Source organism: Bacillus sp. BK450 (genome assembly GCF_004364885.1).
Taxonomy (GTDB): domain Bacteria; phylum Bacillota; class Bacilli; order Bacillales; family Bacillaceae; genus Bacillus; species Bacillus safensis.
Map to the genome: position 1 here is coordinate 606,254 of NZ_SOBQ01000003.1, position 25,032 is coordinate 631,285.

Consider the following 25,032-nt stretch of genomic DNA (forward strand, 5'->3'; position numbering starts at 1 on the left):
TGTATCCTTTATTATAAGCAAACTTATTTGACCATTCATAGGCTTTAAGTAAAAAGAGAAAAGAAAAAGCCGCCAGAAGGCGACTTTTAATGCTGATAAAAACGGAGCAAATTCCCATTGATCACTTTGTCTGATAAGGAAAGCTCTTTATTGGCTTTTTCGATATAAGGCTGACACACCTCATCCTGTTCAACAGGTTCTTTTGTTTTTTGGTCATAGCAGGTGTTCTTTGTATAGAGATAATCATCTGTAATAAAGTTCCCGTTTCTCAAAACAGCAAAAGGCGTCCGTTCGTTTGAAAATAAGTCATTGCCAAATTGAATGGCATCCTTCGTTTCAATACCGAGTAAGTGCAGGAGGGTCGGCTTCACGTCGATTTGCCCAGCTGTTTCAGAAATTGTCTGCGGTGCTTGATCTGTGACTCCCGGAATGTAAATCAAAAAGGGAACCCGCTGCAATTTCACAGCATCAAACGGTGTGATTTCATCTTTATTGAGCAGCTCTGCCATTGCCTGATGATGTGCCTCGGAGATGCCATAGTGATCCCCCATGAGAACAAACATTGTATTGTCATACAGTCCTTCTTCTTTCATACGGTCAAAAAATGTCTTAATGGCTTCATCCTGATAGCGGACGGTCGTCACATAGCGGTTTAAAATGGCGCTGGACGAATCATATTCATCAATCAATTGATCGTTTGGATCGATTTCAAATGGAAAGTGATTGGTCAAGGTAATGAACGTGCTGTAATAAGGTGCCTTCAACTTTTTTAAATAATCAATGGATTGGTCAAAGAAGTCGATATCCTTTAAGCCCCAGCCAGTTGAATTCTGTTCATTGACTTGATACGAATCGACATCATAAAAGCGGTCAATCCCAAACGATTCATACATCACATCACGATTCCAAAACGTTTTATTATTCGCATGAAATTGGACGGATTGATAGTTCTTTTTTTTCAGCTGCTTGTATAACGTGTCGTATTCGTTGTCACTCGCTGTGAAAAAGACAGCGCCGCTGCTAGATGGATAGAGGGAATTTGCGACAATAAACTCTGAATCCGACGTCTTTCCTTGCTCAGTCTGCTGATAAAATTCATCAAAATAAAAACTCTTTTTAGCGAGTTGATTTAAAAAGGGGGTGATGTATTGTCCATTCACCTTTTGATCAACGACAAATTGCTGGGTTGATTCGAGTGAAATGAACACCACGTTCTTGCCTTTAGCAAGTCCAAAGTACTCTTCGTTTGGTGCACTGTAATCAGCCTTTGTGTAGTTTGCTACGGTTGAAAGTGTATCTTCATCTGCAAAGGCTTTTTGTCCAATTCGCGCTGTTTGAGCAGCGCCGTCATACAGGTGGAACTGGAACAGCCCAAGGTTTCGTACAATCACTTCTCGATCATAAGAGCTTGTCAGAAAACGAGGGTGATCCATCATGGCTGAACTGACATGAAACAATAGAAAGCTGCAGCACACGGCATAATATGTTTTGATCGTCTTGAAGGAGGCTTTTGGTGCTAAAGGTTTACGCTTTAACAGCCATGCCAGTACCACGAAATCAATGAGCATCAGCAAAAACAGCGGGTGGAACAATTCTGTCATACTGCTGCCCATATCCCCCATATTTTTCGCTTGGAATAATACAGGGATCGTAATGAAATCAATATAAAATCCATAAAAGATCGTATTCGCTATGAGAATCGCCGTCAAAATAAAATTTGCGGTCAATAAAAAAATCTTTTGCTTCTTTTCATTTAAAAAAAGAGCAATCCCAAACAATGGGAGCAAAAAGCTAAGTGGATTGATCAAAAGCAGCCATTCATGAAACAGATTGGCCGTTCTTATGTGAAACCCGAATTGATATATGATGTATGTTTTCATCCACATGAAGAGGATGGAATACACTAAAAACCAGTGATTTTTGAAGAACGCTTTCATTTATGTAGCTCCTCATCATTCTGTATTCAGCTGCAAGGCAAAAACACTTATCTTAAACCTACTAAAAAAATGAGGAATGATCAATTCATATCCTGTTTTTTCGGAAAAACTCTTTTTGATTCATTAGAATGGGATGGATATGCCGCAGATGACGGCGATGTAATAGCAGGTAACGACGGTAAGAGCAGCTAGTACGACTTGTTCTCCTGTGCTGCCTGTTTTGACATAGAAGGGAAGACGCACTTTAATGGAAGCTGGAAATAAAAATTTAATCCCGCTCACTGTTCCTGCATCTAGGATGAGATGACTTGCCATCCCGACTAGTAAACCGATACTTAGGCTGTCATTTGGAATGTATGTTGTCGCTAGAAAATAAATGATCAGCAAAAATAATAAACTGTGTGTAAACGTGCGATGACCGAATACACTGCTGATCAGTGCTGAGAGCAGCGGGAATTTTCTGCCGATTTTACTTTTTGTATGGCAAAGATCAGGGATCAGGGCACCAACTGATCCAGCAGCAGCCATCGTCACTGGGTCTAATCCATAATAGTAGGCAACGGCTGTAGAGGCGGCAACTCCGCCCATGATGTGTGTTTTTCCTGTCATGATGCGTACTCCTGTTCTATCTTTAGTTCAAGTACTCACTATATCAAGGGTGGATTTATTCAGCAAGGCTTATTTCTAAAGAAAAAGAGGCCAAAATGGTTGGCTGAATGGAAAAACATTCTATAATAAGGGAGAAGTCATGTTGATACTAACGATAAGGATGCGATTCGGATGGGTAATGCAGACATTTTAAAAGAAATTGTTCTTGTACATTATGAAGTCAGCCGTAAATTAAACCGCAAGTTACTTGAGTTAGAGAAAGACATCACGCCCCCGCAGATATATGCTCTTTCTATTTTGATACAAGGCAAAGTATCACATGCCGAAGAGCTGAAGCAAAGACTCTCTTTAAACCCTGGTGCAGCCTCTATTGCACTCAATAAATTATGTGAGCAGGGTTATATTCAAAGAGAACGGGACAAGGACGATTCATCACTTGTTCGTTTAGAAGTCACGGAAAAAGGGATGGCGATTTATGAAAAGCATACACGTCTTTTCGGAAAAGTGATTCAGCATATGATGTCAGACTTCACAAAGGATGATTTAAAAACCTTTCTGTCGTACTTGCAAAAAATGAGACAGACCTTTCATGATGATTGAGCCTCTTCCCTTGTATAATGCTGAGCGCTGTAGCGCAAATTAAACAGGCAACCGCATTTTATGAAAAGGGAGGAAACAGCGATGTCATTTTTCCAAAAGGATAAAAAGGCGAAAAGTGAGAAAAACCATCAGCAGGTAGATCAGCTGTTAGAGGAAGCAAGTAAAGAGCTAGCAGGCGATCCGCTTCAGGAAGCTGTACAAAAGAAGAAAAACAACCAACAATAAGCAGGTAAAGGGCAGAGAAATCGTTCTCTGCCTTTTTTCTATGTTTTTCCCTTTGACAGATGTGAGAATGTTTGATAACCTTCGTGTAGTAAAAATGAATAGAAATCCTCACGCTATGTCTCAGTGAGGTAGAGGTTGCGCGGATGATGAGTCACTCATAGGAGAGATGGAATCGTAGATCATGAGAAAAAAGGCATCAGCGCCGAAGTGTAAAGAGAGCTCCAACTTTCTTTATGCTGGGTCTGCATTGAATAAATGCAGGACTGCCACGTCTTTGAAGCGTGGAGGGCTATCCGGAGATCAAGGTGTATGTTTTGAAAAGCATGGACTTTTGTTCAGGCTTTTTTTTATGTTCTGAGTAACAAAAATAAGGGTATGCTGTGAATAAGTAATCCATGATGAACATAAAGAATGCAAGTCATTGCTTCACAAATATATCAATGAAGATACTGCCGGGTCTGGTCCAAAGTGAATAAAACGGAGGTACGGAAATGGAACAGACAAAAAAATGGGGTTTTTGGTTATTGACGGCTTTTGTCGTCGGAAATATGGTAGGTTCAGGCATCTTTATGCTGCCAAGTACGCTTGCCCAGCACGCCAGTCCTTTAGGTGTGACGATGGCATGGCTTGTCACAGGCGGCGGTGTGCTGATGATTGCGCTTGTATTTGGGCATTTGTCCATTCATAAGCCGCAGCTGACGGCTGGACCACAAAGTTATGCAAGGGCGCTTTTTAAAGATCCGAAAAAAGGGAAAGCGGCCGGTTTTACAATGGTTTGGGGATATTGGGTGGCAAGCTGGATTAGTAATGTCGCAATTATTACAAGCCTTGCTGGTTATTTAACGACTTTTTTCCCTATTCTCACCGTAAAGACTGAAGTTTTTACCTTTGGAAAAGAAGCGGTCACACTTGGCCAGCTCATGACGTTTATCGTATGTACCCTTCTTCTATGGGGAACACATACCATTTTAATCACTAGCTTAAGTGCTGCAAGTAAATTGAATTTTATTACGACCTTTTCGAAGGTGCTTGGATTCGTCCTTTTTATTGTGGCGGGATTATTTGCATTTCAAACGGCATTATTTGAACATTATTACTTCCCAGTTGAAACAGGCGGAGAAGGAGTGCTCGGACTTGGCGGCCAAATTCATCATGCAGCTATTTCCACACTATGGGCATTTATTGGGATTGAATCAGCTGTCATTTTATCAGGAAGAGCATCCTCACAGCGTGATGTGAAACGTGCGACGATTACAGGTCTTTTAATCGCACTTTCGATCTACATGATTATCACATTGATTACAATGGGCGTTCTGCCGCATGATCAATTGCAAGGCTCTGACAAACCATTCGTGGATGTGCTTCAGCTTATTATTGGGCCAGCTGGCGGAATTGTCATGGCGCTGCTGGCGATTATTTGTTTGTTTGGTTCGATGCTTGGCTGGATTTTACTTGGTTCAGAAGTACCGTATCAAGCAGCAAAGGCTGGTGATTTTCCAGCAGTATTTGCAAAAACAAACAAAAAAGGAAGCCCTGCTTTCGCTTTGACTGTTACAAATATTATGTCACAGCTGTTTATCTTCTCTGTGATGTCACGTACGATTAATGAAGCTTTTACCTTTTTAACCACATCAGCGACACTTGCGTATCTTATTCCGTATATTGTGTCTTCCATCTACAGCTTTAAGGTCATCATGCAAGGTGACACATATGAGCTTCAAAAAGGAAATCGAACAAGAGACGGTATCATTTCACTTGTTGCGATGGGATATTCAGCTTGGGTCATTATTTCAGGAACAGCCGACTTGAAAACTTTTGGTCTTGGAATCGGTCTATTCTTAGTGGGGATTTTGCTTTATCCACTTATGTCAAAAGGATTTGCCAAAGAAACGGTATAGGATTAGGATAAGGAAGACGTTTCTCCATTTCTGGAGAAACGTTCAGCGTGTAGACAAACCCTCGCATTCGTTGTCAGGTCTGCGCTTCGGTGCTCACGAATGTTCAATTCGCTCCGCTCCGGTGCTCGTCCTTCCTAGGGCTGCAAAGGTTTTCTATCACGCTGAAAAGAAGACAAAGGGCTAAAATAAAGCTCATTTTATCCCTTTGTCAATAATTTGGACGTTTCTCCATCTCTGGAGAAACGTTTTTTTATGATGCAGATGTCAATCGGTCTACAATGAACTCTAGCTGACCTTCTAGTGACACTGGGTCATTAAAGAAGTAACCGACGGGATCTATTTCAAATACACGTTTATTTTTGACGGCAGGAAGTGATGTCCAAATGCTGCTTTGATACACTTGGTCACCATTACTTTTTGAGCCGCTCCATGGACCTGTGAAAATATAGTCGCCTGCGAATTCTGGCAGCTTCTCAAGAGAAATGTTTGCATAGCCGACACCGCTGTCGATCGCTTCTTTTTTGACGTCCTTCGGTGCTTTTAATTTCAGCTCGTCATAAATGATTTCGCCCCCGCGGCCGAAGGTGTTTCCAAAAATATAAATACCTTTATCAAATGGCGATACGATCGAAACCGTTTTGTTGCCGACCGCTTTTGTTACCTTTGGTTTCACCTCAGCAATTTTGGTATCCCATTTCGTGATCCATTCTGTTGCTCTTTTTGGTGTACCTGTCATTTTACCGAATTCTTTTAGCTGGTCTTTGAAGGAATATTGGTTGTATTTAACCGCTACAGTTGGGGCGATTTTTTTGTATTGATCAAACTTCTCGTCTTCTCCCCATGCAATAATCATATCTGGCTTCAAAGCGGCTACCTTTTCGACTGATGGGGTCCTTCCGAGATTTTCCACTCCATCTGTTTTCCCTTTATAAAAAGGGTTTTTAAAGATGGGGGATGTTGTAGCAACCGGCGTCTTGCCGAGCGTGACGAGGTCCCCGTAATAGCTTTCTGCAAGAAGCACTATTCGTTTCGGATTTTTCGGTAGCTTCACTTCACCTTTGGCATCCTGATAGGTGATCATGTCATTCTTTTTCTCTGCAGATTGTTTATTTGAAGTGCTGCCGCAAGCGGCTGTAAAGATCATAAGGATGGATAAAGAAATCAAAAGAAATCCAGTTCGTTTTTTCACAAAAGTTCTCTCCTATTCACTTTCCTTTGATAATGATTCTCATTTTCAATTTTATCGTAACATGGTAGGAACAAAAATGCATCGGCTAATTTAGAACCAAAAGAAAAATGATGAATTTCTCACAGTTTTTTGCCGAAAATAAAGAAATTTATCAGAACAGTGATTTCAAAAAGAAAAGAAAGTGATATACTAGATTTCGAGATTGATAATCATTATCACTAATACAGAATAGACATGAACGGAAAGGAAGAGACTGGTTTTGGGCTCACAATCGAATAAACAGCTGCCAGCCAGCGATGATACGATCGATATTGTCACGAAGCCTTTTGGAACAGCAGCTGTTATCATCATAGGAATGATCGCTTTAGCATTTGGTCTTTTTTTATCAGTATCATTAGGAGCGGCAAACATTCATCTACAGACTGTATGGGAAGCCGTTTTTCATTTTGATCCACATCAAACTTCACATCAAATTATTCGGGAATTGAGGCTGCCGCGTACAGCTGGAGCTGCCCTCGTCGGTGCCTTTTTAGCCGTATCAGGTGCCATTATGCAAGGAATGACAAGAAACGCGCTTGCGTCACCTGAGATTATGGGTGTGACAAATGGCTCCGCATTTGCGATTGCCATTGCATTAGCATTTTTCCCTGGCCAATCTTCTTTTACATTAATTCTTTGGTCATTTGTTGGAGCCGCACTCGGTGCCTCTATTGTATTTGGTGTCGGTACTATGTCAAAAGGGGGGCTGACTCCTGTAAAGCTCGCACTAGCTGGTACAGCGGTTGGAGCACTTTTGAGCTCCATCTCCTCAGCCATTGCCATCCGTTTTGACGTCGCTCAAGATATGAGCTTTTGGTATGCTGGCGGAGTAGCAGGTGTGAATTGGAGTAACATTCATATCATCATTCCAGTTGCCATTGCAGGACTAATCATTGCAATGATCCTTGCCCGTTCGATCACGGTTTTGAGCTTAGGTGAAGAACTGGCGAAAGGACTTGGACAATATACAAAATCGGTCAAGGTGCTTGGTATATTGGTTGTAATTCTTTTAACGGGTGCTGCCGTGTCGGTAGCAGGCTCTATTGGTTTTATTGGGCTTGTGATCCCTCATGTCACTCGATTCTTGGTTGGAGTGGACTACCGCTGGATTATCCCATGCTCCGCTATTTTAGGGGCCACTTTGTTAATTTATGCAGACATTGCTGCAAGACTGGTCAACGCTCCGTTTGAAACGCCAGTCGGTGCCATTACAGCGATTATAGGCGTTCCTTTCTTCTTATACTTAGCTAGACGTGAAAGGAGCGGGATTTAAATGGAAATGGTGCAGCAAGCAAAGAAAAAGAAATATCAACGAACGATGCTCATGATCTTTTTCGCGATCGTAGCTGTGTTTCTCATTAGTTTAAATACCGGAGAAATTCGAATCTCTCCGATGGATACATTGAAAACACTTTTTGGATTCGGAAGTGAAATGGATGAACTCGTATTATTCGAGTTCAGGCTTCCAAGAATGGTCATCGCTTTACTTGTCGGCGCTTCTATCGCTGTATCAGGAGCGATTTGGCAAGGTGTTTCTCAAAATGGTTTAGCTGACCCGGGTATTCTCGGTGTCAATGCCGGTGCTGGTTTTGCCGTTGTGCTATTTATCTTTGCATTTCAAGGCACGATGACAAATTTAGGTGATTTTACGATTTTTGTACTGCCGCTTTTCGCGTTCGTAGGTGCAGGCTTTGCTGCATTTCTCATCTATGTGTTAGCGTGGAAAAAAGGCATCACACCTGTTCGATTGATTTTAACTGGTATTGGTGTGAATGCTGCGTTTTCAGCAGCAATTGTGGTCATCCAGTTGAAAATGAGCCCAAATGATTTTAACCAAGCTATCGTGTGGTTATCTGGAAGCATTTATGGCTCGAGCTGGACGTACGTCTTATCTGTTCTGCCATGGATGCTGATTTTCCTTATATTAGCGCTTGTCAGATCACGCTACTTAAACATTATGAATTTAGGTGATCAGCTGTCCTATGGATTGGGCATTTCTGTTCATAAAGAAAGAAGCCTTCTCATGCTGATTGCCGTTGCATTAGCAGGTGCGAGTGTTGCTGTTGCAGGAAGTATCTCTTTCCTAGGATTAGCCGCACCGCACTTGGCTAGAAAGCTTGTTGGGCCAAAGCATCAAGGAATGATACCGGCCTCCGCGCTGATTGGCGCGCTGTTATTATTACTGGCAGATACAATTGGCCGCGTCATCCTTGCACCATCAGAAGTGCCAGTTGGCCTTGTCGTTTCTGCTTTAGGCGCACCTTACTTCATTTACTTATTGATGAAATCGAACTAATGAGGAAGGAGAGACAACATATGAAATCACTCGAAACAAAAAAGCTTTGTATCGGTTATCAAGACCGTTTGATTGTAGAAGATTTGAATGTCAGTATCCCAAAAGGCAAGGTGACAACACTGATTGGACCGAATGGCTGCGGGAAATCAACCATTTTAAAAACGATGTCTCGTATAATGAAATCCAATCGAGGAGCTGTTTACTTAAATGGCAAGGCTATCCATGAGACGCCGACAAAAGAAATTTCAAAACAAATGGCGATCTTACCGCAAACGCCCGAAGCACCAAGTGGATTGACAGTGTATGAGCTCGTGTCATATGGACGTTTCCCGCATCAAAATGGGTTTGGCCGCTTATCAAATGAAGATAAACGAATCATTAGGTGGGCACTTGAGGAAACGGGAATGATTGCTTTTCATGATCGGCCAATTGAAGCACTTTCCGGCGGACAGCGTCAGCGTGTATGGATTGCGATGGCACTTGCCCAAGAAACAGAGCTGCTCCTATTAGATGAACCTACGACGTATTTGGATCTTGCACATCAGCTCGAGATTCTTCAGCTGTTAGAACGCTTAAATAGGGAGCAGGGCCGAACTGTGTTGATGGTCATCCATGATTTGAATCATGCGGCGCGTTTTTCACATTACATGATTGCCCTCAATCAAGGGAAAGTCATAAAAGATGGTACGCCTCATGAGGTCATGACCAAAGATGTACTCAGTCGGGTATTCCATATTGATGCAGAAATTGTGCTTGATCCTAGAACGAATAAGCCGATCTGTTTAACATATGACTTAATGAATCATGAACGAAAGCTAGAAGCTGTGAATGGATAATAGATGTATAGGAACCCGGTGCAGCTGCCGGGTTTTTTTGCATGTTTGAAACTTCCTAGTCCTTCCATTTTCTCCAGTTGATATTTTTTCGCTTTTATGCAGAAAAGAGGTACTTTTTTACTTTAGACAATGGTAATATACGGTTAGAGATCATGCTAGAAAGGAAAGAGATGCGTGGAAACAGCAAAAATATTGATTGCAGATGACGAAGAAGCAATTGTGAAAATGGTTGAACGCGTATTAAAAAAAGAAGGATTCAAGCATATTTATAAAGCCTACCATGCAGATGAAGCATTAGATATTGTCAAAAACGAGGACATCCACCTCTTACTTCTAGATGTAATGATGCCCGGTAAGTCTGGTTTTGACGTTCTGCCTGAAATCAGAAAGTTAACGAAAGTGCCTATTTTCTATTTAACTGCAAGAACGTCTGATGTCGATAAACTGACGGGCTTTGCACAGGGGGCAGATGATTACATCACGAAGCCATTTAACCCGCTTGAGCTAGTGGCTAGAATTAAGGCTCACCTAAATCGAACATATATCTCCTTACAGGAGGAGCAAGAAGACACTCAAAGCCAATATCATTATGCCCATTTCTCCTATCATCCTCATGCAGCCGAATTGAAAGTAAGAGGAGAGGTGACGGCATGTTCTGCTCAGCTTCTTTCTTTGCTGAAGTACTTTTGTGACCATCCGAATGTGGTACTCTCAAAAGATCAAATCTATGAGAAAGTATGGGGCGTCCCATCATATGGTGATAACAACACTGTCATGGTTCATATTCGAAAGCTGAGAGAAAAGATTGAATTAGATCCGAGTCAGCCAGAATATATTGTGACGATCCGTGGTATGGGATATAAATTTATACCGCACCCTGCAAAGGTCCTTCAATAATTTATGAATTTACGAGCAAAACTTTTCTTTCACTTTGTCGGACAAATGTTTATTGTGATTGCCATTCTGACGATCGGGAATACGTTCTCTGAGAACTTATATTTAAATAAATACTATGAGAACATGACCGAAACTGGTTTAACAAAAGCTGATGGAGATACACTCATGAGCTGGCTTTATTTTAACGAGGATGGAAAAATGGAAGCCGACGATCAGCTCAAGCAAGCAGTGGAAAAAAGAGACGGCTGGCTGCAAGTGATTGATTCAAAGAAGAATACCGTTTATAGCTATCACCGCCCTAAATCAATTCCAACGTCTTATCAAAAGGATGAAATGATCAAGATCTTTGAAAAAAGACAATTTAAAGATTACAAGATGTACTTCTGGCCAATTGAGATTGATCAAGAAAGTTTTACTGTGTTATATGGGTTCAAAACGAACAGCACGAAGGTAGCCAATTATCTGAAACAGCACGAGAAAAATTTGGCTGCATTATCTCAATATTCGGTTGAAACGAAAGAATTCTTGAAGAGAATGAATGGATCGGTTCATTTGTTCAATGACGAAGGAAAATATTTAAAAGGCATTCGAGCCAACACCGATTTGAAACATAACGTAACAGATGTTGAACTGCTCAAGTATCAATCGAAGCCTTGGGAGTTTAGAAGTGATCTGTCTTATATGAAAGTGAATAAAAACCTGTATATTATTGTTTCGGTACCAAATAAAGTATACAGCCCGGACGAGCTTTACGATAAAGAGAGAGACGCTTTAAATCAATATACAACCATCTTAATTGCAGGTCTTGCACTTACTATTATTATTGTCATGACATTATGGTATTCGTATCGTTATGGGCTGCCAATTTATCACATTATTCGCTGGCTGATTTTCTTATCAAAAAATAAATTGCAGGAACCAACAAATAGAAAGGGAATTCCAGTCAGTAAAAATAAAAAAGGCCGTATTAAGCGGGAATACCGATTATTTGAGGATATCCTAAAAACAATGGAGCAGCTTACACTTACATTAAAAGAGAATGAAGCAAACCGAAGAAAAATTCAAACCACAAGGGAAGAATGGATTGCAGGATTGTCTCATGATTTGAAAACGCCTCTAAGTACGATTTACGGCTATGGACTCATGCTTGAATCCGATCAATATCAATGGTCCAAGGAAGAAGTCATGGAAATGGGACAGGTGATTCGTGAGAAATCAGAATACATGTCGACACTGATTGAGGATTTAAACCTCACGTACCGATTGAAGAATGGTGCCCTGCCTATTAATCGGAAACCGGTTGAACTCAGTGAATTTTTAGCTTCCATTATGGACGAGTTTTCAAGAAGCTCTTTTTCTGAGGATTATCCATCCTCCTTTGAAGATCAAACAGATGGTGTCATATTTGAGATCGATAAAGCATGGTTCAGACGAGTGATTGAGAACCTGCTGGCGAATGCAGTGAAGCATAACGAAAAAGGCACACATATTACAGCTGTTTTATCTGAAACAAATGAAGAAGTTCGAATCGAAATGAAAGACAATGGCCGCGGAATGGCACAGGAAACGGTGGATCACCTATTTAACCGCTATTACAGAGGGACAAATACAAACGATCCAACGAACGGAACAGGTCTCGGGCTTGCGATAGCAAAAGAGCTCGTCTTGCTGCATGACGGTGATATTCAAGTTGAAAGTGAACTAGGCATTGGAACAACTATTGCGATTATCCTAAAAAAATCATCACCTGTAAAATAGCCAAAAAACGATTTTCTTTTCTAAAGGAGATCGTTTTTTCCTGTTTTAGGATTGAAATCAATTTTGTAAACGATTACAATAAAATTGTTAACGTGAACAAATCGATTTTATCTATAAGAGAGATGGGGGAGTTTGATGAAAGCCTTTTTAGATGAGCATTTTTTACTCAACAGTCAAACGGCGGAAAAGCTATACCATGAGTTTGCAAAGGACCTTCCAATTATAGATTACCATTGTCATTTAAGCCCCAAAGAAATCTATGAGAATAAAACCTTCCATAATATCACCGAAGCATGGCTTTACGGAGATCATTATAAATGGCGTGCCATGAGAGCAAATGGCATACCCGAATCGCACATCACAGGGGATGCCTCAGACTATGAGAAATTTCTGGCGTGGGCGAAGACTGTTCCCATGACCATTGGTAACCCGCTCTATCACTGGACTCATTTAGAGCTGAGACGATATTTTGGAGTTGAAGAACTTTTAAACGAAAAAACCGCACACATCATCTGGCAAAAAGTAAATGAAAAGCTGCAAGGAGAGGGTTTTGGTGCAAGAGACTTCATTCTGAAATCGAACGTTGAAACAGTCGTGACAACAGATGATCCAGTCGATTCGCTTTGTTATCATCAAAAACTGCGGGAAGAAGGATTCACTGTGCAAGTACTGCCCGGATTTCGGCCTGACAAGGCTCTAGATATAACGAATCACCTATTTACAGTGTATGTTCACGAACTGGCAGAGGCTTCATCTACTTCAATACAATCCTATCAAGACTTTTTGACAGCTCTCCTCGCAAGAATTGATTTTTTCCATGAACAAGGCTGCTTGATCTCAGATCATGCTATTAACGAAATGACGTTTGAAGAAACGACGGAAGAAGAAGTGGAAGCCATCTTTCATAAAAGAATGTCTGGTCATTCATTGACGGAAAAAGAGAAGATCAAATTTAAAACACAAACTTTCATTCAGCTAGGTCAGGCTTACTATGAGCGGGGCTGGGCAATGCAGCTGCATATCAATGCGCTTAGGAACAACAATACGAAAATGTTTGAGCGGCTTGGGCCAGATACAGGGTATGATGCGATGAATGATGAAGACATTGCCAAGCCGCTTTGCAGAATATTAGACCGTTTAGAACAAGAACAGGCACTGCCAAAAACCATTCTCTATTCCTTGAATCCTCGGGACAATGTTGTGATTTCCACATTGGCTGGAAGCTTTCAAGACGGGACGACACCTGGGAAGATCCAGCACGGCACAGCTTGGTGGTTTAATGATACGAAACAAGGGATGACAGAGCAGATGATGGCACTATCCAGTATTGGACTGATCAGCCGTTTCATTGGGATGCTGACAGATTCACGAAGCTTTTTGTCGTATACAAGGCATGAATATTTTCGAAGACTGCTATGCGATATCATCGGAGATTGGGTAGAAAAAGGAGAAGCCCCTTATGATCTTGAACTGTTAGGGGGAATCGTGAAAGGAATCAGCTATAAAAATGCCAGGCAGTATTTTCAATTTGACCGGGCAAAGCAGCTCCAGCATCCAAACTGAATGACATGAAGAAAATGAAAGCGGTTTTATGATAAGATGGTAAAAAATCATAAAAGGCGGAATAGCATGACAGTCACAATTAAAGACATAGCAAAATTGGCAAACGTCTCTCATACCACGGTATCAAGGGCTTTGAATAACAGTCCTTTTATTAAAGAGAAGACAAAACAAAAGATTTTGTCGATTGCAAAACAGCTGAATTATTCACCGAATGTCCATGCGAGAGGCCTAGTATCACAAAAATCATTCACAATTGGTCTGTTTTTTACGAGTTTAACAGAAGGCACATCTTCAAGCTTCTTTGTGGATGCGTTAAAAGGTGTCAATAGCGTCATGACAGAGCATTATAATCTCTTTGTAAGAGGAATTGACGACTTTCACGATTACACAACCATTCATAAACAACGCTACGATGGCATTTTGCTCATGAGTCAAAGCGAACACGATGAAGCATTTATTCATCATGTGAAAAAACAGGGCATACCCATCATTGTGCTGAATCGCCGTGTAGAAAGTCATGAGGTTATGAATATATTAGCAGATGATAGTCAAGGAGCTTACCAGGCTGCACACCATTTCATTCAGCAAGGTCATGAACAAATCGCCATCATTGAAGGGAAAGAAGGCTTTAAATCAACTCAAGAAAGAAAAGCTGGTTTCCTGCAAGCGCTAATTGATCACCAAATACCTATGAAGAAAGAATATATGATGAAAGGCGATTATCATATGAAAAGCGGCTATGAATCAATGGAATCGCTGCTGGCCCTTGATGAACCGCCAACAGCGCTCTTTTGCTCAAACGATGACATGGCGATTGGTGCAATGAATGCATTATTTGCAAAAGGCAAAACGTGTCCAGGTGATATTTCTATTATTGGATTTGATGATATTGCTTTTTCGTCCTATACTACACCTGCATTGACAACGGTGAAAAAACCGATTGAAAAAATGTGTGCACTTGGAGCAGAAGCTATCCTTTCAGTAATAAACGGTGAAGAGCAAGAAGAGGATCATATGGAAAAAGTGTATGTCCACACAGAGCTGATGATCAGAGATTCAGTTAAAAAGGTGCAGTAATCAGCACCTTCTTAAAGAAATGTTCACGTGTGCATATTTCTTGGAGAGGGGAATCCATTTGAAACGATTATCAAAAGCCATATACCCGGCGGCTGAGTATCCGGAAACGATTTTGCAGATTGGCGAAGGAAATTTTATGCGAGGATTTATCAATTGGCACATCCAGAAGCTGAACGACTGCACAGATTTTAAAGGAAGAGCGGTTGTTGTACCTCCCCGAAAAGGATCGGTAGCAGCCTTAAATGAACAAGATGGCTTGTACACATTATGTATTCAGGGATATCATGACCAGCAAGAAATGAATGAACGTATGATCATCCAATCGATTAGCAGAGGAATTAGTACGTATACGGATTACGAGGAGTTTTTACACGTAGCGGAAAACCCGAATCTTCGCTTTGTCTTCTCAAACACGACAGAGGCAGGACTTGTGTTTAGAAAAGAGGATCGTTTGGAGGATCGGCCGCAAGCCAGTTTTCCAGGAAAGCTGACAGCGTTCTTGTATCACCGGTTTAAAGCATTTGCTGGAGATGAGCAGAAAGGACTGATCATTCTGCCTTGTGAATTGGTTGAACAAAATGGTGATCGATTGAAGGAATATGTGATCAGTATGGCAGATGAGTGGGAACTGCCGCCTGCGTTTATTACATGGATTAAGGAAGCCAACACGTTTTGTAATACACTTGTGGACCGGATTGTCCCTGGATTCTCTAAGGAAGCGGCTGAAATTGTACAAAAGGAGGAAGGGTATATCGACGAATTGCTTGTCACGGCAGAATATTATCATCTTTTTGTCATTGAAGCGCCTCCCTTTGTACAAAAGGAGCTCCCCTTTCAAGAAGCAGGATTAAATGTACTTTTTGTAGAGGATATTGCGCCTTATCGTATGAGCAAGGTACGAATCTTAAATGGTGCACATACAGCGATGGTGCCGATTGCTTACTCATGCGGTTTAGAAACTGTAAAAGAAGCTGTGGATGATGAGCATGTTGGTCCGTTCGTCCGGCGTATGCTGGAGGAGGAAGTACTTCCAGGGCTTGAACTCCCTGAAGATGAGCTTCTTCTTTATACACAATCCGTTTGGGATCGTTTTTGCAATCCATTTGTAAAGCATCAATTGCTGGATATTGCACTGAATGGGGTATCCAAATTCCGAACCCGTAATCTTCCGTCATTGCTTGATTATGTTGAACGAAAGAAACAGCTGCCAATGAAACTTGTGTTTTCACTTAGCAGTCTCATTTATTTCTACAAAGCACATGCAGGAAGGGTAAAGGATGATGAAACTGTGCTAACGCTCATGAAGGAAGCATGGGAAGAGGAAAACCATTCTAATGAAGGAGTTGCAGCGAAAATTCTTTCATGCGAGTCATTATGGGGCAGAGATTTAACAGATATAAATGGATTGAGTCAAGCTGTAGCTGATCAGCTTACCCTCATACAGACGCATGGGATGAGAGCAGCTGTTCATCGAATGATGCTTCATCAATATGAAAGTCAGGGGGAGAAAGCATGAAAGACTTTATTGTCATCCACCCTTCAGATAATGTCGGTATTGCTTTAAAAGAGCTTGAGCAAGGGGAGGAGCTGCAGCATCAAGGACATACGATTATCTTAAAAGAGGCCGTCGTCAAAGGTCATAAGTTTGCATTGGCTGAAATCAAGCAAAGAGAGAATATTATCAAATATGGCTATCCCATTGGTCATGCAGTGACTGCCATTTCTGCTGGAGAATGGGTGCATACGCATAATATCAAAACCAATCTATCTGGCAAGCTAGAATACGAATACCAGCCTTCATTATCAGAAAACCCATATGAAAAAACGAATCTTACATTTAAAGGATATAAACGAAAAAATGGCGGAAGCGGAATCCGCAATGAGCTTTGGATTGTTCCTACCGTTGGATGCGTAAATGGTATCGCCGATCAAATGATCCAAATATTCACCGCTGAAATGGGTGGAAACATCCATCCTTTTGAAACAGCCCTCGTATTAAAGCACAATTATGGATGCTCACAGCTTGGGGACGATCATGAAAATACCAAAATCATTTTACAAAATGCGGTGAAGCACCCTAACGCTGGAGGAGTACTCGTTCTTGGACTTGGCTGTGAAAACAATGACATTGAGGATTTTCAGTCCACTTTAGGTGAATATGACCGTACGAGAGTGAAATTTTTAAGAAGCCAAGAAGTAGGAGATGAGATAGAAACGGGAGTCGCTTTACTCAAGGAAATTTATGATGCGGCGAAAGAAGATCATCGTGAAGACATTCCGTTATCTGAGCTGAAAATTGGCTTGAAGTGCGGAGGATCAGATGGATTCTCTGGTATTACCGCAAATCCGCTTTTAGGCAGACTGTCCGATTTTATTGTTGCTCAAGGCGGCACGACAGTGTTAACAGAAGTGCCCGAAATGTTTGGTGCTGAAACGATTTTAATGGAGAGAGCGGAATCAGAAAAGACTTTCGACAATATTGTGCAAATGATCAATGACTTTAAACAATACTTCATGGATCATCGCCAGCCGGTATATGAAAATCCTTCCCCGGGAAATAAAGCAGGTGGAATTTCGACATTAGAGGATAAATCTCTTGGCTGTACACAAAAAGCAGGTACTTCTGATATTAAAGATGTATTGAAATATGGAGAGCTGCTGAAACAAAAGGGATTGAACCTATTAAGTGCACCTGGTAATGATTTGGTTGCTTCATCTGCACTGGCTGCTTCCGGTTGTCAAATGGTCCTGTTTACAACAGGCCGGGGGACACCATTTGGTACGTTTGTGCCAACAATGAAGATCTCAACCAACACAGCCTTATATGAAACAAAAAAGCACTGGATTGACTTTAATGCTGGAGAACTGCTTGAAGATGTACCGGAAGATATTGTATTAGAAAAATTCATTTCAACTGTCATTGATGTGGCGAGCGGGAAGCTGCTAAATCATGAAAAAAACAATTTTAGAGAGCTGGCTATTTTCAAAACAGGTGTCACACTCTAAGTCGACTGGGGGATGAGGAAGTGTCTAAAAAATGGGATTTGATGTATATCACAGCAGGAACGGTACTAACTGGAGTCGGAATTGCTCGTTTAGCAAAGCAAGGGAAGAAAAATAAGAAAGCAAACGGAATCGATCAAGTGCTAAAGCAGATAAAAGCACCGCAGTTCCCAGATCGTGAATTGAATGTGGTGCATTATGGAGCAGATGCGGAAGGGCAAGAGCTTTCAACAAATGCTATTCAGTCTGCCATTGATGATGCGCACCGGTTGAAAGGGGGGCGGGTGCTGATCCCAGCAGGGAGATTTATGACAGGTGCTTTAGAATTGAAAAGCAATGTAGAACTTCATCTGCATGAGAAAGCCTATGTGACATTCAGCCAAGACCCAAAGGATTACTTGCCTCTTGTACTGACAAGATATGAAGGGGTTGAACTTTATAATTATTCACCTCTCATTTATGCACACCATGCAGAAAATATCGCTATTACGGGAGCAGGAACGCTTGATGGCAGAGGGGATGAGCATCATTGGTGGCCTTGGAAGTATGGGACAAATGGCCAGCCCTCTCAGGATCGGGATCGCCAGCTTTTGTTTGAAATGGCGGAAAAGAGAATACCGGTAGAAGAAAGGGTATTTGGAGAAGGTCATTATTTAAGGTCAAGCTTTATTCAGCCATACCAATGTCAGCATGTGCTAATCGAAGGAGTGACAGTGAAGGATTCACCGATGTGGCAAATTCATCCTGTGTTAAGTGATAACGTCATCGTCCGCGGCGTTAAAATCATTGGGCATGGACCAAACACAGATGGTGTCAATCCGGAGTCTTGCCGGAATCTACTCATTGAAGATTGTTATTTTGATAACGGGGATGATTGTATTGCTATCAAATCGGGCAGAAACGAGGATGGACGAAGAATAGGAATTCCATCTGAAAACATCGTTATTCGTAGAAATGAGATGCGGGATGGACATGGCGGTGTGACGATCGGGAGCGAGATCTCTGGCGGGGTAAAGTATGTTTATGCTGAAGATAATGTCATGGACAGTCCGAACCTTGACAGGGCACTACGTATTAAAACCAACTCTGTCCGAGGCGGCACCATTGAACATATTTATTTTAAAAACAATACAGTGAAAAGTCTAAAGCATGAAGTGGTCTGTATCGACATGATGTATGAGGAAGGAGATGCTGGTCCGCACCGTCCTGTTGTACGTCATATTGAAGTGGAAGGACTCAAAAGCAGCGGCGGGCGATATGGTGTGAAAATAGCCGCATACGCACATTCTCCTGTGACACATTTTAAAATGAAAGATTGTGTCATAGATGATGTGGCGTATCCCTTATCTTTAGAGCATGCCGTTTCTCCTGCTTTTCAGAAAGTCGTCATCAATGGAGAACAAATCAATTCATTGAAGAGTGAAAAACAGTCTTTTTAGAGGCTGTTTTTTTGTTTTAGGAACAGAAAAGATGCTTTTAGAAATCACATATACAACCTATCTGCACTGTAGTATAATATTCCCGAAATTAGAAAAGAATTGACGAAAGAGATTTCGTTAAGCAGTACATAAACAGGGGGTTCACTCATGAAAAAGTTAACAGCTATTTGGCTATCGTTATTGCTTGTGATGGGTGTTTTAGCAGGATGTGCAGGCGCTGAGACAGATCACAAAGCAAAAGGGTCACAAAATAAAGAAACGGCCACTGCGGCATTTCCAGTATCAATAAAAGATGCAGCTGGCAAAACAGTTGAAATCAAAGAACAGCCTAAACGAATTGTTTCGTTAATTCCAAGTAATACGGAAGTTGCTTATGCACTCGGTCTTGGAGATAAAATGGTTGGACGATCAGACTTTGACAATTATCCAAAGGAAGTCGAAAAGGTAGAGAAGATTGGCGGACTTGAATTCAATGTCGAGAAGGTCATTTCCTTAAAGCCAGATCTTGTCTTAGCACATGCATCTCAGATGGGATCAAAAGATGGATTTAAACAGCTTGAAGATGCAGGGATCCAAGTGCTGACTGTAAATGATGCAACGTCCTTTAAGGATGTGTACAAATCAATCAATATGATCGGTGAAGCAGCTGGCGTGAAAGAAGCATCAACAAAGCTTGTAGACGAAATGAAAACAAAGCTGAATGATATCAAGAAACAAGCAGAGGGGATTTCGAAAGACAAGCAAAAAACAGTCTTTGTCGAAGTGTCAGGTGCACCTGAAATCTATACAACTGGTAAAAATACATTTATGGATGAAATGCTTTCTGTTATCCATGCCAAAAATGCTGCAGGCGATCAAACTGGGTGGGTGCAAATGACAGAAGAATCGATCATCAAGCGAAATCCTGATGTTATCGTGACAATTGATGGTTCCAGCTTAGCTGACTTGAAGAAAAGAGACGGCTGGAATGCAATGAAAGCAGTGAAAGAAAAACAAGTCTTTCAATTGAATACGGATCTCGCATCAAGACCGGGACCGCGATTGGTTGAAGGAGTCGAGGCTCTTGCGAAAAACGTCTATCCTGATACGTTCAAATAAATTGACCATCGCATATACACTAAGTGTTTTACTTCTTGTGATGAGCATTGGAATGGGAATCTCCTTTGGAAGCTTAGGGATTCCCATTCCTTCTATTCTTCGTATATTTGTTCATGAACTATTCGGCGTGCAGTTTGGAACCATTGATTCTATCGATCGCAATATTATGATGAACATTCGGCTGCCAAGAGTCATATTAGCGGCATTAGTCGGAGCAGCACTTGCGTTATCTGGTGCAGCTTTTCAAGGTTTATTAAAAAATCCTCTTGCTGACCCTTATACGCTGGGGGTATCTCAAGGGGCATCAGTTGGAGCCGTAGCGACCCTGTTTTTCAGCTTGCAGCTCCCGCTTTTTGGTAGTTTCACACTGCCATTATTCAGTATGACAACAGCGCTTGTGACCCTCTGTCTCGTTCTCTTTTTTGCGCGTCTTGTTCATCGGGGGATGAGCATTTCTTCTTTAATTTTGACAGGAGTAATTTTTAGCTCTTTTTTGGGTGCGCTCATTTCATTGATGATTGCTTTAACAGGTGATGATCTAAAAGAGATCATTCATTGGCTGCTTGGCAGTGTGTCCATGAGGGGTTGGCGTTATATTGTGCTTTTTCTTCCTTTCTTTCTTATTGGGACCTTTGCGTTAATGTTGATGGGGCGAGATTTGAATGTGATGACGTATGGCGAAGAGAAGGCAAAGTTATTAGGTGTACATGTGAAAAGGAGCAAATATATTGTGCTGCTGGCGGGCTCGATCCTGACCGGAAGCGCAGTAGCGGTATCAGGGACGATCGGTTTTGTAGGACTTGTGATTCCGCATTTTATCCGCCTCTTAACTATCACGGACCATCGACATCTGCTGCCTTTGTCTATGCTGAACGGTGCTTCCTTTCTTGTATTAGCAGATGTGTTATCCCGTACCATCATCGAGCCGACTGAATTACCGATTGGCATCATTACTGCGTTAATTGGTGCACCTGTATTTGGCATCATCCTCATTCGTAAATATAGAGGGGGGACGCACATATGATTCAAGTGAAAGAAATCAGAGGTGGATATGGAGAGAAAGAGGTCATTCGTGGCATTAATCTTGAAGTAAAGCAAGGAGAATTTCTCGGTATACTCGGTCCAAACGGAAGCGGTAAGACGACCCTTCTTAAAATGATGGCAGGGATTTTAGCACCTATGAGCGGTGAAGTACGTCTCAGCGGTCACCTTATTCAATCCTATCAGCCAAAGGCGCTTGCGCAAAAGATGGCAGTTCTGCCGCAGAAAACGGACCAAGCTTTTTCATTTACGGTGGAAGAAACCGTCCAATTCGGTCGTTATCCATATCAAAAAGGGTGGCTGCAATCTGTCACGCAAGAAGATGTACAGGTCGTCAGCAAAGTCATGGAACAAACGGGTGTTGCACAGTTTAAGAATCAATCCATCCATGAGTTAAGCGGAGGAGAACAGCAGCGGGTGTATTTAGCACAGGCATTGGCGCAGCAGCCTGAATATTTATTGCTGGATGAACCAACGAGTTTCCTTGATTTAGCCTATCAAAAAGATTTGCTTGATTTAATTAAAGAAGAAACTGCTTCCTCTAGGTTAACGGTCATTGGCGTATTCCATGATGTGAACATCGCCAGTTTATATTGTGATCGGCTGCTGCTGCTTCATGAAGGAAAGACTGACATGTTAGGAATGCCGCATCACGTCTTGACCACTGAACGAATCAACCGTGTGTATGAAACAAATGTGACACCGCTCCAGCATCCATTTAGGGCAAACCCTCAGCTGATGGTTGAGCCTGCAGCCCTTTCTAAAGCATCAATTGTAAACATAGCGGATGGTTGGAGGACATATGGTTCAGAAGGAATGACGTTTTCCATTAATCAGCCTCTTCGCATCCTTTCCTCACATAAGAAAAACGGCGGGTTCTTTTGGAAAAGGTCTATTGGAACGGGGACGAAGACGCTTCATGAGCAGCTAGAGTCAGCTGAAGAAATGCTGTTTTTCGAGCAAGCTAACAGATTAGCACAATTTACCGCAGAAGACGCTGAAGACGATATGATCCTTTACGGCATGCTTCAGCAGGAAGCGTTGACCATTTGGCTTATCCTAAAACGATCTTTAGCAGATGGCGCAGTTGTTCAGCTCATGGGGCAGCTTATGCACATCATTAAGCAAGAAACAAGTTATCCGATCCATCATCTGTGCATCGCTGCACCAAATACGCAAGAAACGGAAGATGCTGACCATTTACACGAAAGATTAGGACAAAAGGTGCAAGGGCTTCTTCATACGTTGAAAGACATTCAAAAGTGAACCAAAATGGTTCGCTTTTTTTGTTGAAAACATCAACAGCTGTATAAGATATGGACAGATTATAGTGAAAAATCAAAAAAAGTGTTGCTAAATAAATCAAAATAATTTTATAATAAATAATGTGAAAGCGCTTAATTTATAATGTGTTTAAAAATACAACATATAAGAAAGGGAGGATCATTTGAACATTCAAGGGATTATACCAGCTATTTTGACACCGCTTACTGAGGAAGAACATTTTCATCCCGAAGTGGCAACGCAAATAGTGAATCGTTTGATCGACTCAGGTGTACACGGCATCTTTGCTTTAGGCACAAATGGAGAGTTTCATCTGTTTTCAGAGGAAGAAAAGCTTCAAATTGCTGAAACTGTCGTGAATGCTGTTGGCAGACGAGTGCCGGTATTCATTGGAGCAGGTGAAAATAGTACGGAGGCAACCATCAGGCTGTCAAATAAACTGGCAGATCTAGGGGTAGATGTTCTGTCTATCATTACACCTTATTTTGTTGCACCAACCCAAGAAGAGCTGTATGAGCACTTTCGCCACATATCTGAGAATGTGAATATCCCGATTCTGCTTTATAACATTCCATCGAGAACAGGCGTATCTCTAGCACCAGAGACGGTTGCGCGGCTCAGTGCACTTCCGAATGTGCTAGGTATTAAAGATAGCAGTGGAAACATTGAAAATATCAAGGCATATTTGGATGTCACAAAAGATGAAGATTTTGTTGTCCTTGCAGGTACAGACTCACTCATTTTGGATACCTTGAAACTCGGCGGAGCAGGGGCGGTCGCAGCAACTGCAAATGTACTGCCTGAAACTGTCGTTGGACTCTATGAATCTTTTCAAAAAGGGAAGCTTGACGAAAGTGAGCACTTCCAGAAGCAGCTGCAGCCATTAAGAGCAACATTCGGTTTAGGGACATTACCAGCACCTTTGAAAAAGGCAGCAGAGCTTTATGGAATTCCGGTTGGCCCGCCCAGAAGACCTGTAAAAGAGCTGTCAGGCGAGGCATTGGAAGCTGTGGCACAAATGGTTGAGCACTATCGCAAACAAGGAAAAGCGGCAAAGGAGTAGTGAAGAGATGACGATCACGCATTATCACTTTCAGACGGCATCACACATTGTATCTGGCGCAGGTTCTTTAGACCTTCTTGGGGAGAAATTAGATAGTTTAGGGCTTAGCGGACTCACATCCATTTTTATATTAACGCAGCCATCTATCGTATCACTTGGTTATGCAGATCACATCAAAAGAGAACTTGCGAAAAAGGGGATAGCAAGTGAGATAAGTACAGAAATCAAACCTGAACCAACAGAAGAAAATATCGAGGGCGTATTCCACACCTTTTTAAAAGGAGAGCATGACGCCATTATTGGCATTGGTGGCGGGAGTGTCCTTGATGCTGCAAAAATTCTAGCTGTTCTTAAGACAAACGATCAGCCGATTTCTGCTCTCGTTGGCACAAACCTTGTGGAAAAAAGGGGAGTGCCGACGATTCTAATTCCGACAACCTCTGGTACGGGATCTGAGGTGACACCAAATGCAATTGTGACTTTTCCAGAAAAGGAACTGAAAATTGGAATGGTTAGTCCGCATCTTTTGCCAGACCTTGTCATCTTAGATCCTGCACTTACTCTCAACTTGCCGAAATCTATTACCGCAGCTACAGGTATGGATGCTTTTACGCATGCGCTTGAATCTTATATTTCAAATAAAGCCAATCCATTCAGTGACATGTTTGCCTTGGAATCGATGCGGCTGATTTCAGGAAGTATTCAGGAAGCGTATCATCACGGGGATCATATGAAGGCAAGAGAAAATATGCTTGTTGGTGCAATGTATGGGGGAATGGCGCTCACAAGTGCCGGAACTGCGGCTGTTCACGCCATGGCTTATCCATTAGGGGGGAAATACAAGATTTCTCATGGTGTTGCTAATTCCATGCTGCTTCCGCATGTCACTGCTTTTAATGCAGATCATATCATTGATCGGCTTGAACATGTGGCAAGAGTAATAGGACTAGCGGGAGCTCACACAAAGCAGGATCTTGCAGAGCGTGTGATTCATCAAATTGAAGAATGGACAGCGGATTTACACATTCCACAGCAGCTCAAAGCTTTTGGCGTGTCGAAGGAGGATGTACCGGCACTTGCTCAAGCAGCTTCAGAGGTGAAGAGATTAATGGACAACAATCCAAAGCCAATGTCTGTTTCCGAAATTGAACAGGTATACATGAAACTGCTTGACGCTTAA

Annotated in this window: 21 protein-coding genes and 1 riboswitch; of the genes, 18 read left to right on the forward strand and 3 right to left on the reverse strand. The window is 41.8% G+C overall.

Annotated elements, in window-relative coordinates; genetic code table 11:
• Positions 1-86: 86 nt before the first annotated feature.
• Together EV579_RS12950 and EV579_RS12955 are read right to left on the reverse strand one after the other, a co-directional pair.
• Complete coding sequence (locus tag EV579_RS12950; RefSeq protein ID WP_133744573.1) at positions 87-1,937, reverse strand: LTA synthase family protein; 1,851 nt, start codon at positions 1,935-1,937, stop codon at positions 87-89.
• 123 nt (positions 1,938-2,060) lie between these two features.
• Complete coding sequence (locus EV579_RS12955; RefSeq protein WP_133744574.1) at positions 2,061-2,546, reverse strand: metal-dependent hydrolase; 486 nt, start codon at positions 2,544-2,546, stop codon at positions 2,061-2,063.
• Between the two features lie 171 nt (positions 2,547-2,717).
• Here EV579_RS12955 and EV579_RS12960 point away from each other — a divergent pair, with 171 nt between their 5' ends.
• The 3 genes from EV579_RS12960 to EV579_RS12970 all read left to right on the forward strand — a co-directional run bounded on the left by EV579_RS12960 (position 2,718) and on the right by EV579_RS12970 (position 5,269).
• A complete protein-coding gene (locus EV579_RS12960; RefSeq protein ID WP_024423455.1) occupies positions 2,718-3,146 on the forward strand; it encodes a MarR family winged helix-turn-helix transcriptional regulator in 429 nt (142 codons plus the stop codon).
• An 81-nt stretch (positions 3,147-3,227) separates the two neighbouring features.
• On the forward strand, positions 3,228-3,371 hold the full coding sequence (gene sspJ, locus EV579_RS12965) for a small acid-soluble spore protein SspJ (protein WP_024423454.1): 144 nt from the start codon (positions 3,228-3,230) through the stop codon (positions 3,369-3,371).
• A 121-nt stretch (positions 3,372-3,492) separates the two neighbouring features.
• A riboswitch (Lysine riboswitch) is annotated at positions 3,493-3,671 on the forward strand.
• Between the two features lie 191 nt (positions 3,672-3,862).
• On the forward strand, positions 3,863-5,269 hold the full coding sequence (locus EV579_RS12970; protein ID WP_034623868.1) for an amino acid permease: 1,407 nt from the start codon (positions 3,863-3,865) through the stop codon (positions 5,267-5,269).
• A gap of 250 nt (positions 5,270-5,519) precedes the next feature.
• Here EV579_RS12970 and EV579_RS12975 read toward each other — a convergent pair whose 3' ends face one another.
• On the reverse strand, positions 5,520-6,458 hold the full coding sequence (locus EV579_RS12975; protein WP_133744575.1) for an iron-hydroxamate ABC transporter substrate-binding protein: 939 nt from the start codon (positions 6,456-6,458) through the stop codon (positions 5,520-5,522).
• Between the two features lie 259 nt (positions 6,459-6,717).
• Between EV579_RS12975 and EV579_RS12980 the strand changes: the two genes are divergently transcribed.
• From EV579_RS12980 to EV579_RS13050, 15 genes are all read left to right on the forward strand, one after another.
• Positions 6,718-7,770, forward strand: coding sequence for a FecCD family ABC transporter permease (locus EV579_RS12980; RefSeq protein WP_133744576.1), 1,053 nt, complete (start codon positions 6,718-6,720; stop codon positions 7,768-7,770).
• On the forward strand, positions 7,771-8,793 hold the full coding sequence (locus EV579_RS12985) for a FecCD family ABC transporter permease (RefSeq protein WP_048237425.1): 1,023 nt from the start codon (positions 7,771-7,773) through the stop codon (positions 8,791-8,793). It abuts the gene before it with no gap.
• A gap of 20 nt (positions 8,794-8,813) precedes the next feature.
• The gene (locus EV579_RS12990; protein WP_103131611.1) at positions 8,814-9,629 is read left to right on the forward strand and encodes an ABC transporter ATP-binding protein; all 816 of its coding nucleotides are present in this window, start codon (positions 8,814-8,816) and stop codon (positions 9,627-9,629) included.
• 174 nt (positions 9,630-9,803) lie between these two features.
• Positions 9,804-10,526: a response regulator transcription factor gene (locus EV579_RS12995; RefSeq protein ID WP_024423448.1), complete on the forward strand. Its 723-nt coding sequence runs from the start codon at positions 9,804-9,806 to the stop codon at positions 10,524-10,526.
• A 3-nt stretch (positions 10,527-10,529) separates the two neighbouring features.
• Positions 10,530-12,284, forward strand: a complete 1,755-nt coding sequence (locus tag EV579_RS13000) for a HAMP domain-containing sensor histidine kinase (protein WP_133744577.1) — start codon at positions 10,530-10,532, stop codon at positions 12,282-12,284.
• 135 nt (positions 12,285-12,419) lie between these two features.
• Positions 12,420-13,847, forward strand: coding sequence for a glucuronate isomerase (uxaC, locus tag EV579_RS13005; RefSeq protein WP_133744578.1), 1,428 nt, complete (start codon positions 12,420-12,422; stop codon positions 13,845-13,847).
• A 66-nt stretch (positions 13,848-13,913) separates the two neighbouring features.
• Positions 13,914-14,924, forward strand: coding sequence for a LacI family DNA-binding transcriptional regulator (locus EV579_RS13010; protein ID WP_073207414.1), 1,011 nt, complete (start codon positions 13,914-13,916; stop codon positions 14,922-14,924).
• Between the two features lie 58 nt (positions 14,925-14,982).
• The gene (locus EV579_RS13015) at positions 14,983-16,440 is read left to right on the forward strand and encodes a tagaturonate reductase (protein ID WP_044331326.1); all 1,458 of its coding nucleotides are present in this window, start codon (positions 14,983-14,985) and stop codon (positions 16,438-16,440) included.
• A complete protein-coding gene (locus EV579_RS13020) occupies positions 16,437-17,930 on the forward strand; it encodes a UxaA family hydrolase (protein WP_044331324.1) in 1,494 nt (497 codons plus the stop codon). The genes EV579_RS13015 and EV579_RS13020 overlap by 4 nt, the downstream gene beginning before the upstream one ends.
• 20 nt (positions 17,931-17,950) lie before the next feature.
• Positions 17,951-19,366 (forward strand): glycoside hydrolase family 28 protein, encoded by a 1,416-nt coding sequence (locus EV579_RS13025; protein ID WP_133744579.1) that lies wholly within the window; start codon positions 17,951-17,953, stop codon positions 19,364-19,366.
• 147 nt (positions 19,367-19,513) lie between these two features.
• Entirely contained in the window at positions 19,514-20,464 is a 951-nt protein-coding gene (locus tag EV579_RS13030; protein ID WP_024426031.1) for an ABC transporter substrate-binding protein, read from the forward strand.
• Positions 20,430-21,488, forward strand: coding sequence for a FecCD family ABC transporter permease (locus tag EV579_RS13035; protein ID WP_024423440.1), 1,059 nt, complete (start codon positions 20,430-20,432; stop codon positions 21,486-21,488). Before EV579_RS13030 ends, EV579_RS13035 begins: the two co-directional genes overlap by 35 nt.
• Positions 21,485-22,771 carry a heme ABC transporter ATP-binding protein gene (locus EV579_RS13040; RefSeq protein WP_133744580.1) on the forward strand — a complete coding sequence of 429 codons (1,287 nt, stop codon included), beginning with the start codon at positions 21,485-21,487 and terminating at the stop codon, positions 22,769-22,771. Before EV579_RS13035 ends, EV579_RS13040 begins: the two co-directional genes overlap by 4 nt.
• 181 nt (positions 22,772-22,952) lie before the next feature.
• The gene (dapA, locus tag EV579_RS13045) at positions 22,953-23,852 is read left to right on the forward strand and encodes a 4-hydroxy-tetrahydrodipicolinate synthase (protein ID WP_133744581.1); all 900 of its coding nucleotides are present in this window, start codon (positions 22,953-22,955) and stop codon (positions 23,850-23,852) included.
• 7 nt (positions 23,853-23,859) lie between these two features.
• Positions 23,860-25,032, forward strand: coding sequence for an iron-containing alcohol dehydrogenase (locus tag EV579_RS13050; RefSeq protein WP_133744582.1), 1,173 nt, complete (start codon positions 23,860-23,862; stop codon positions 25,030-25,032).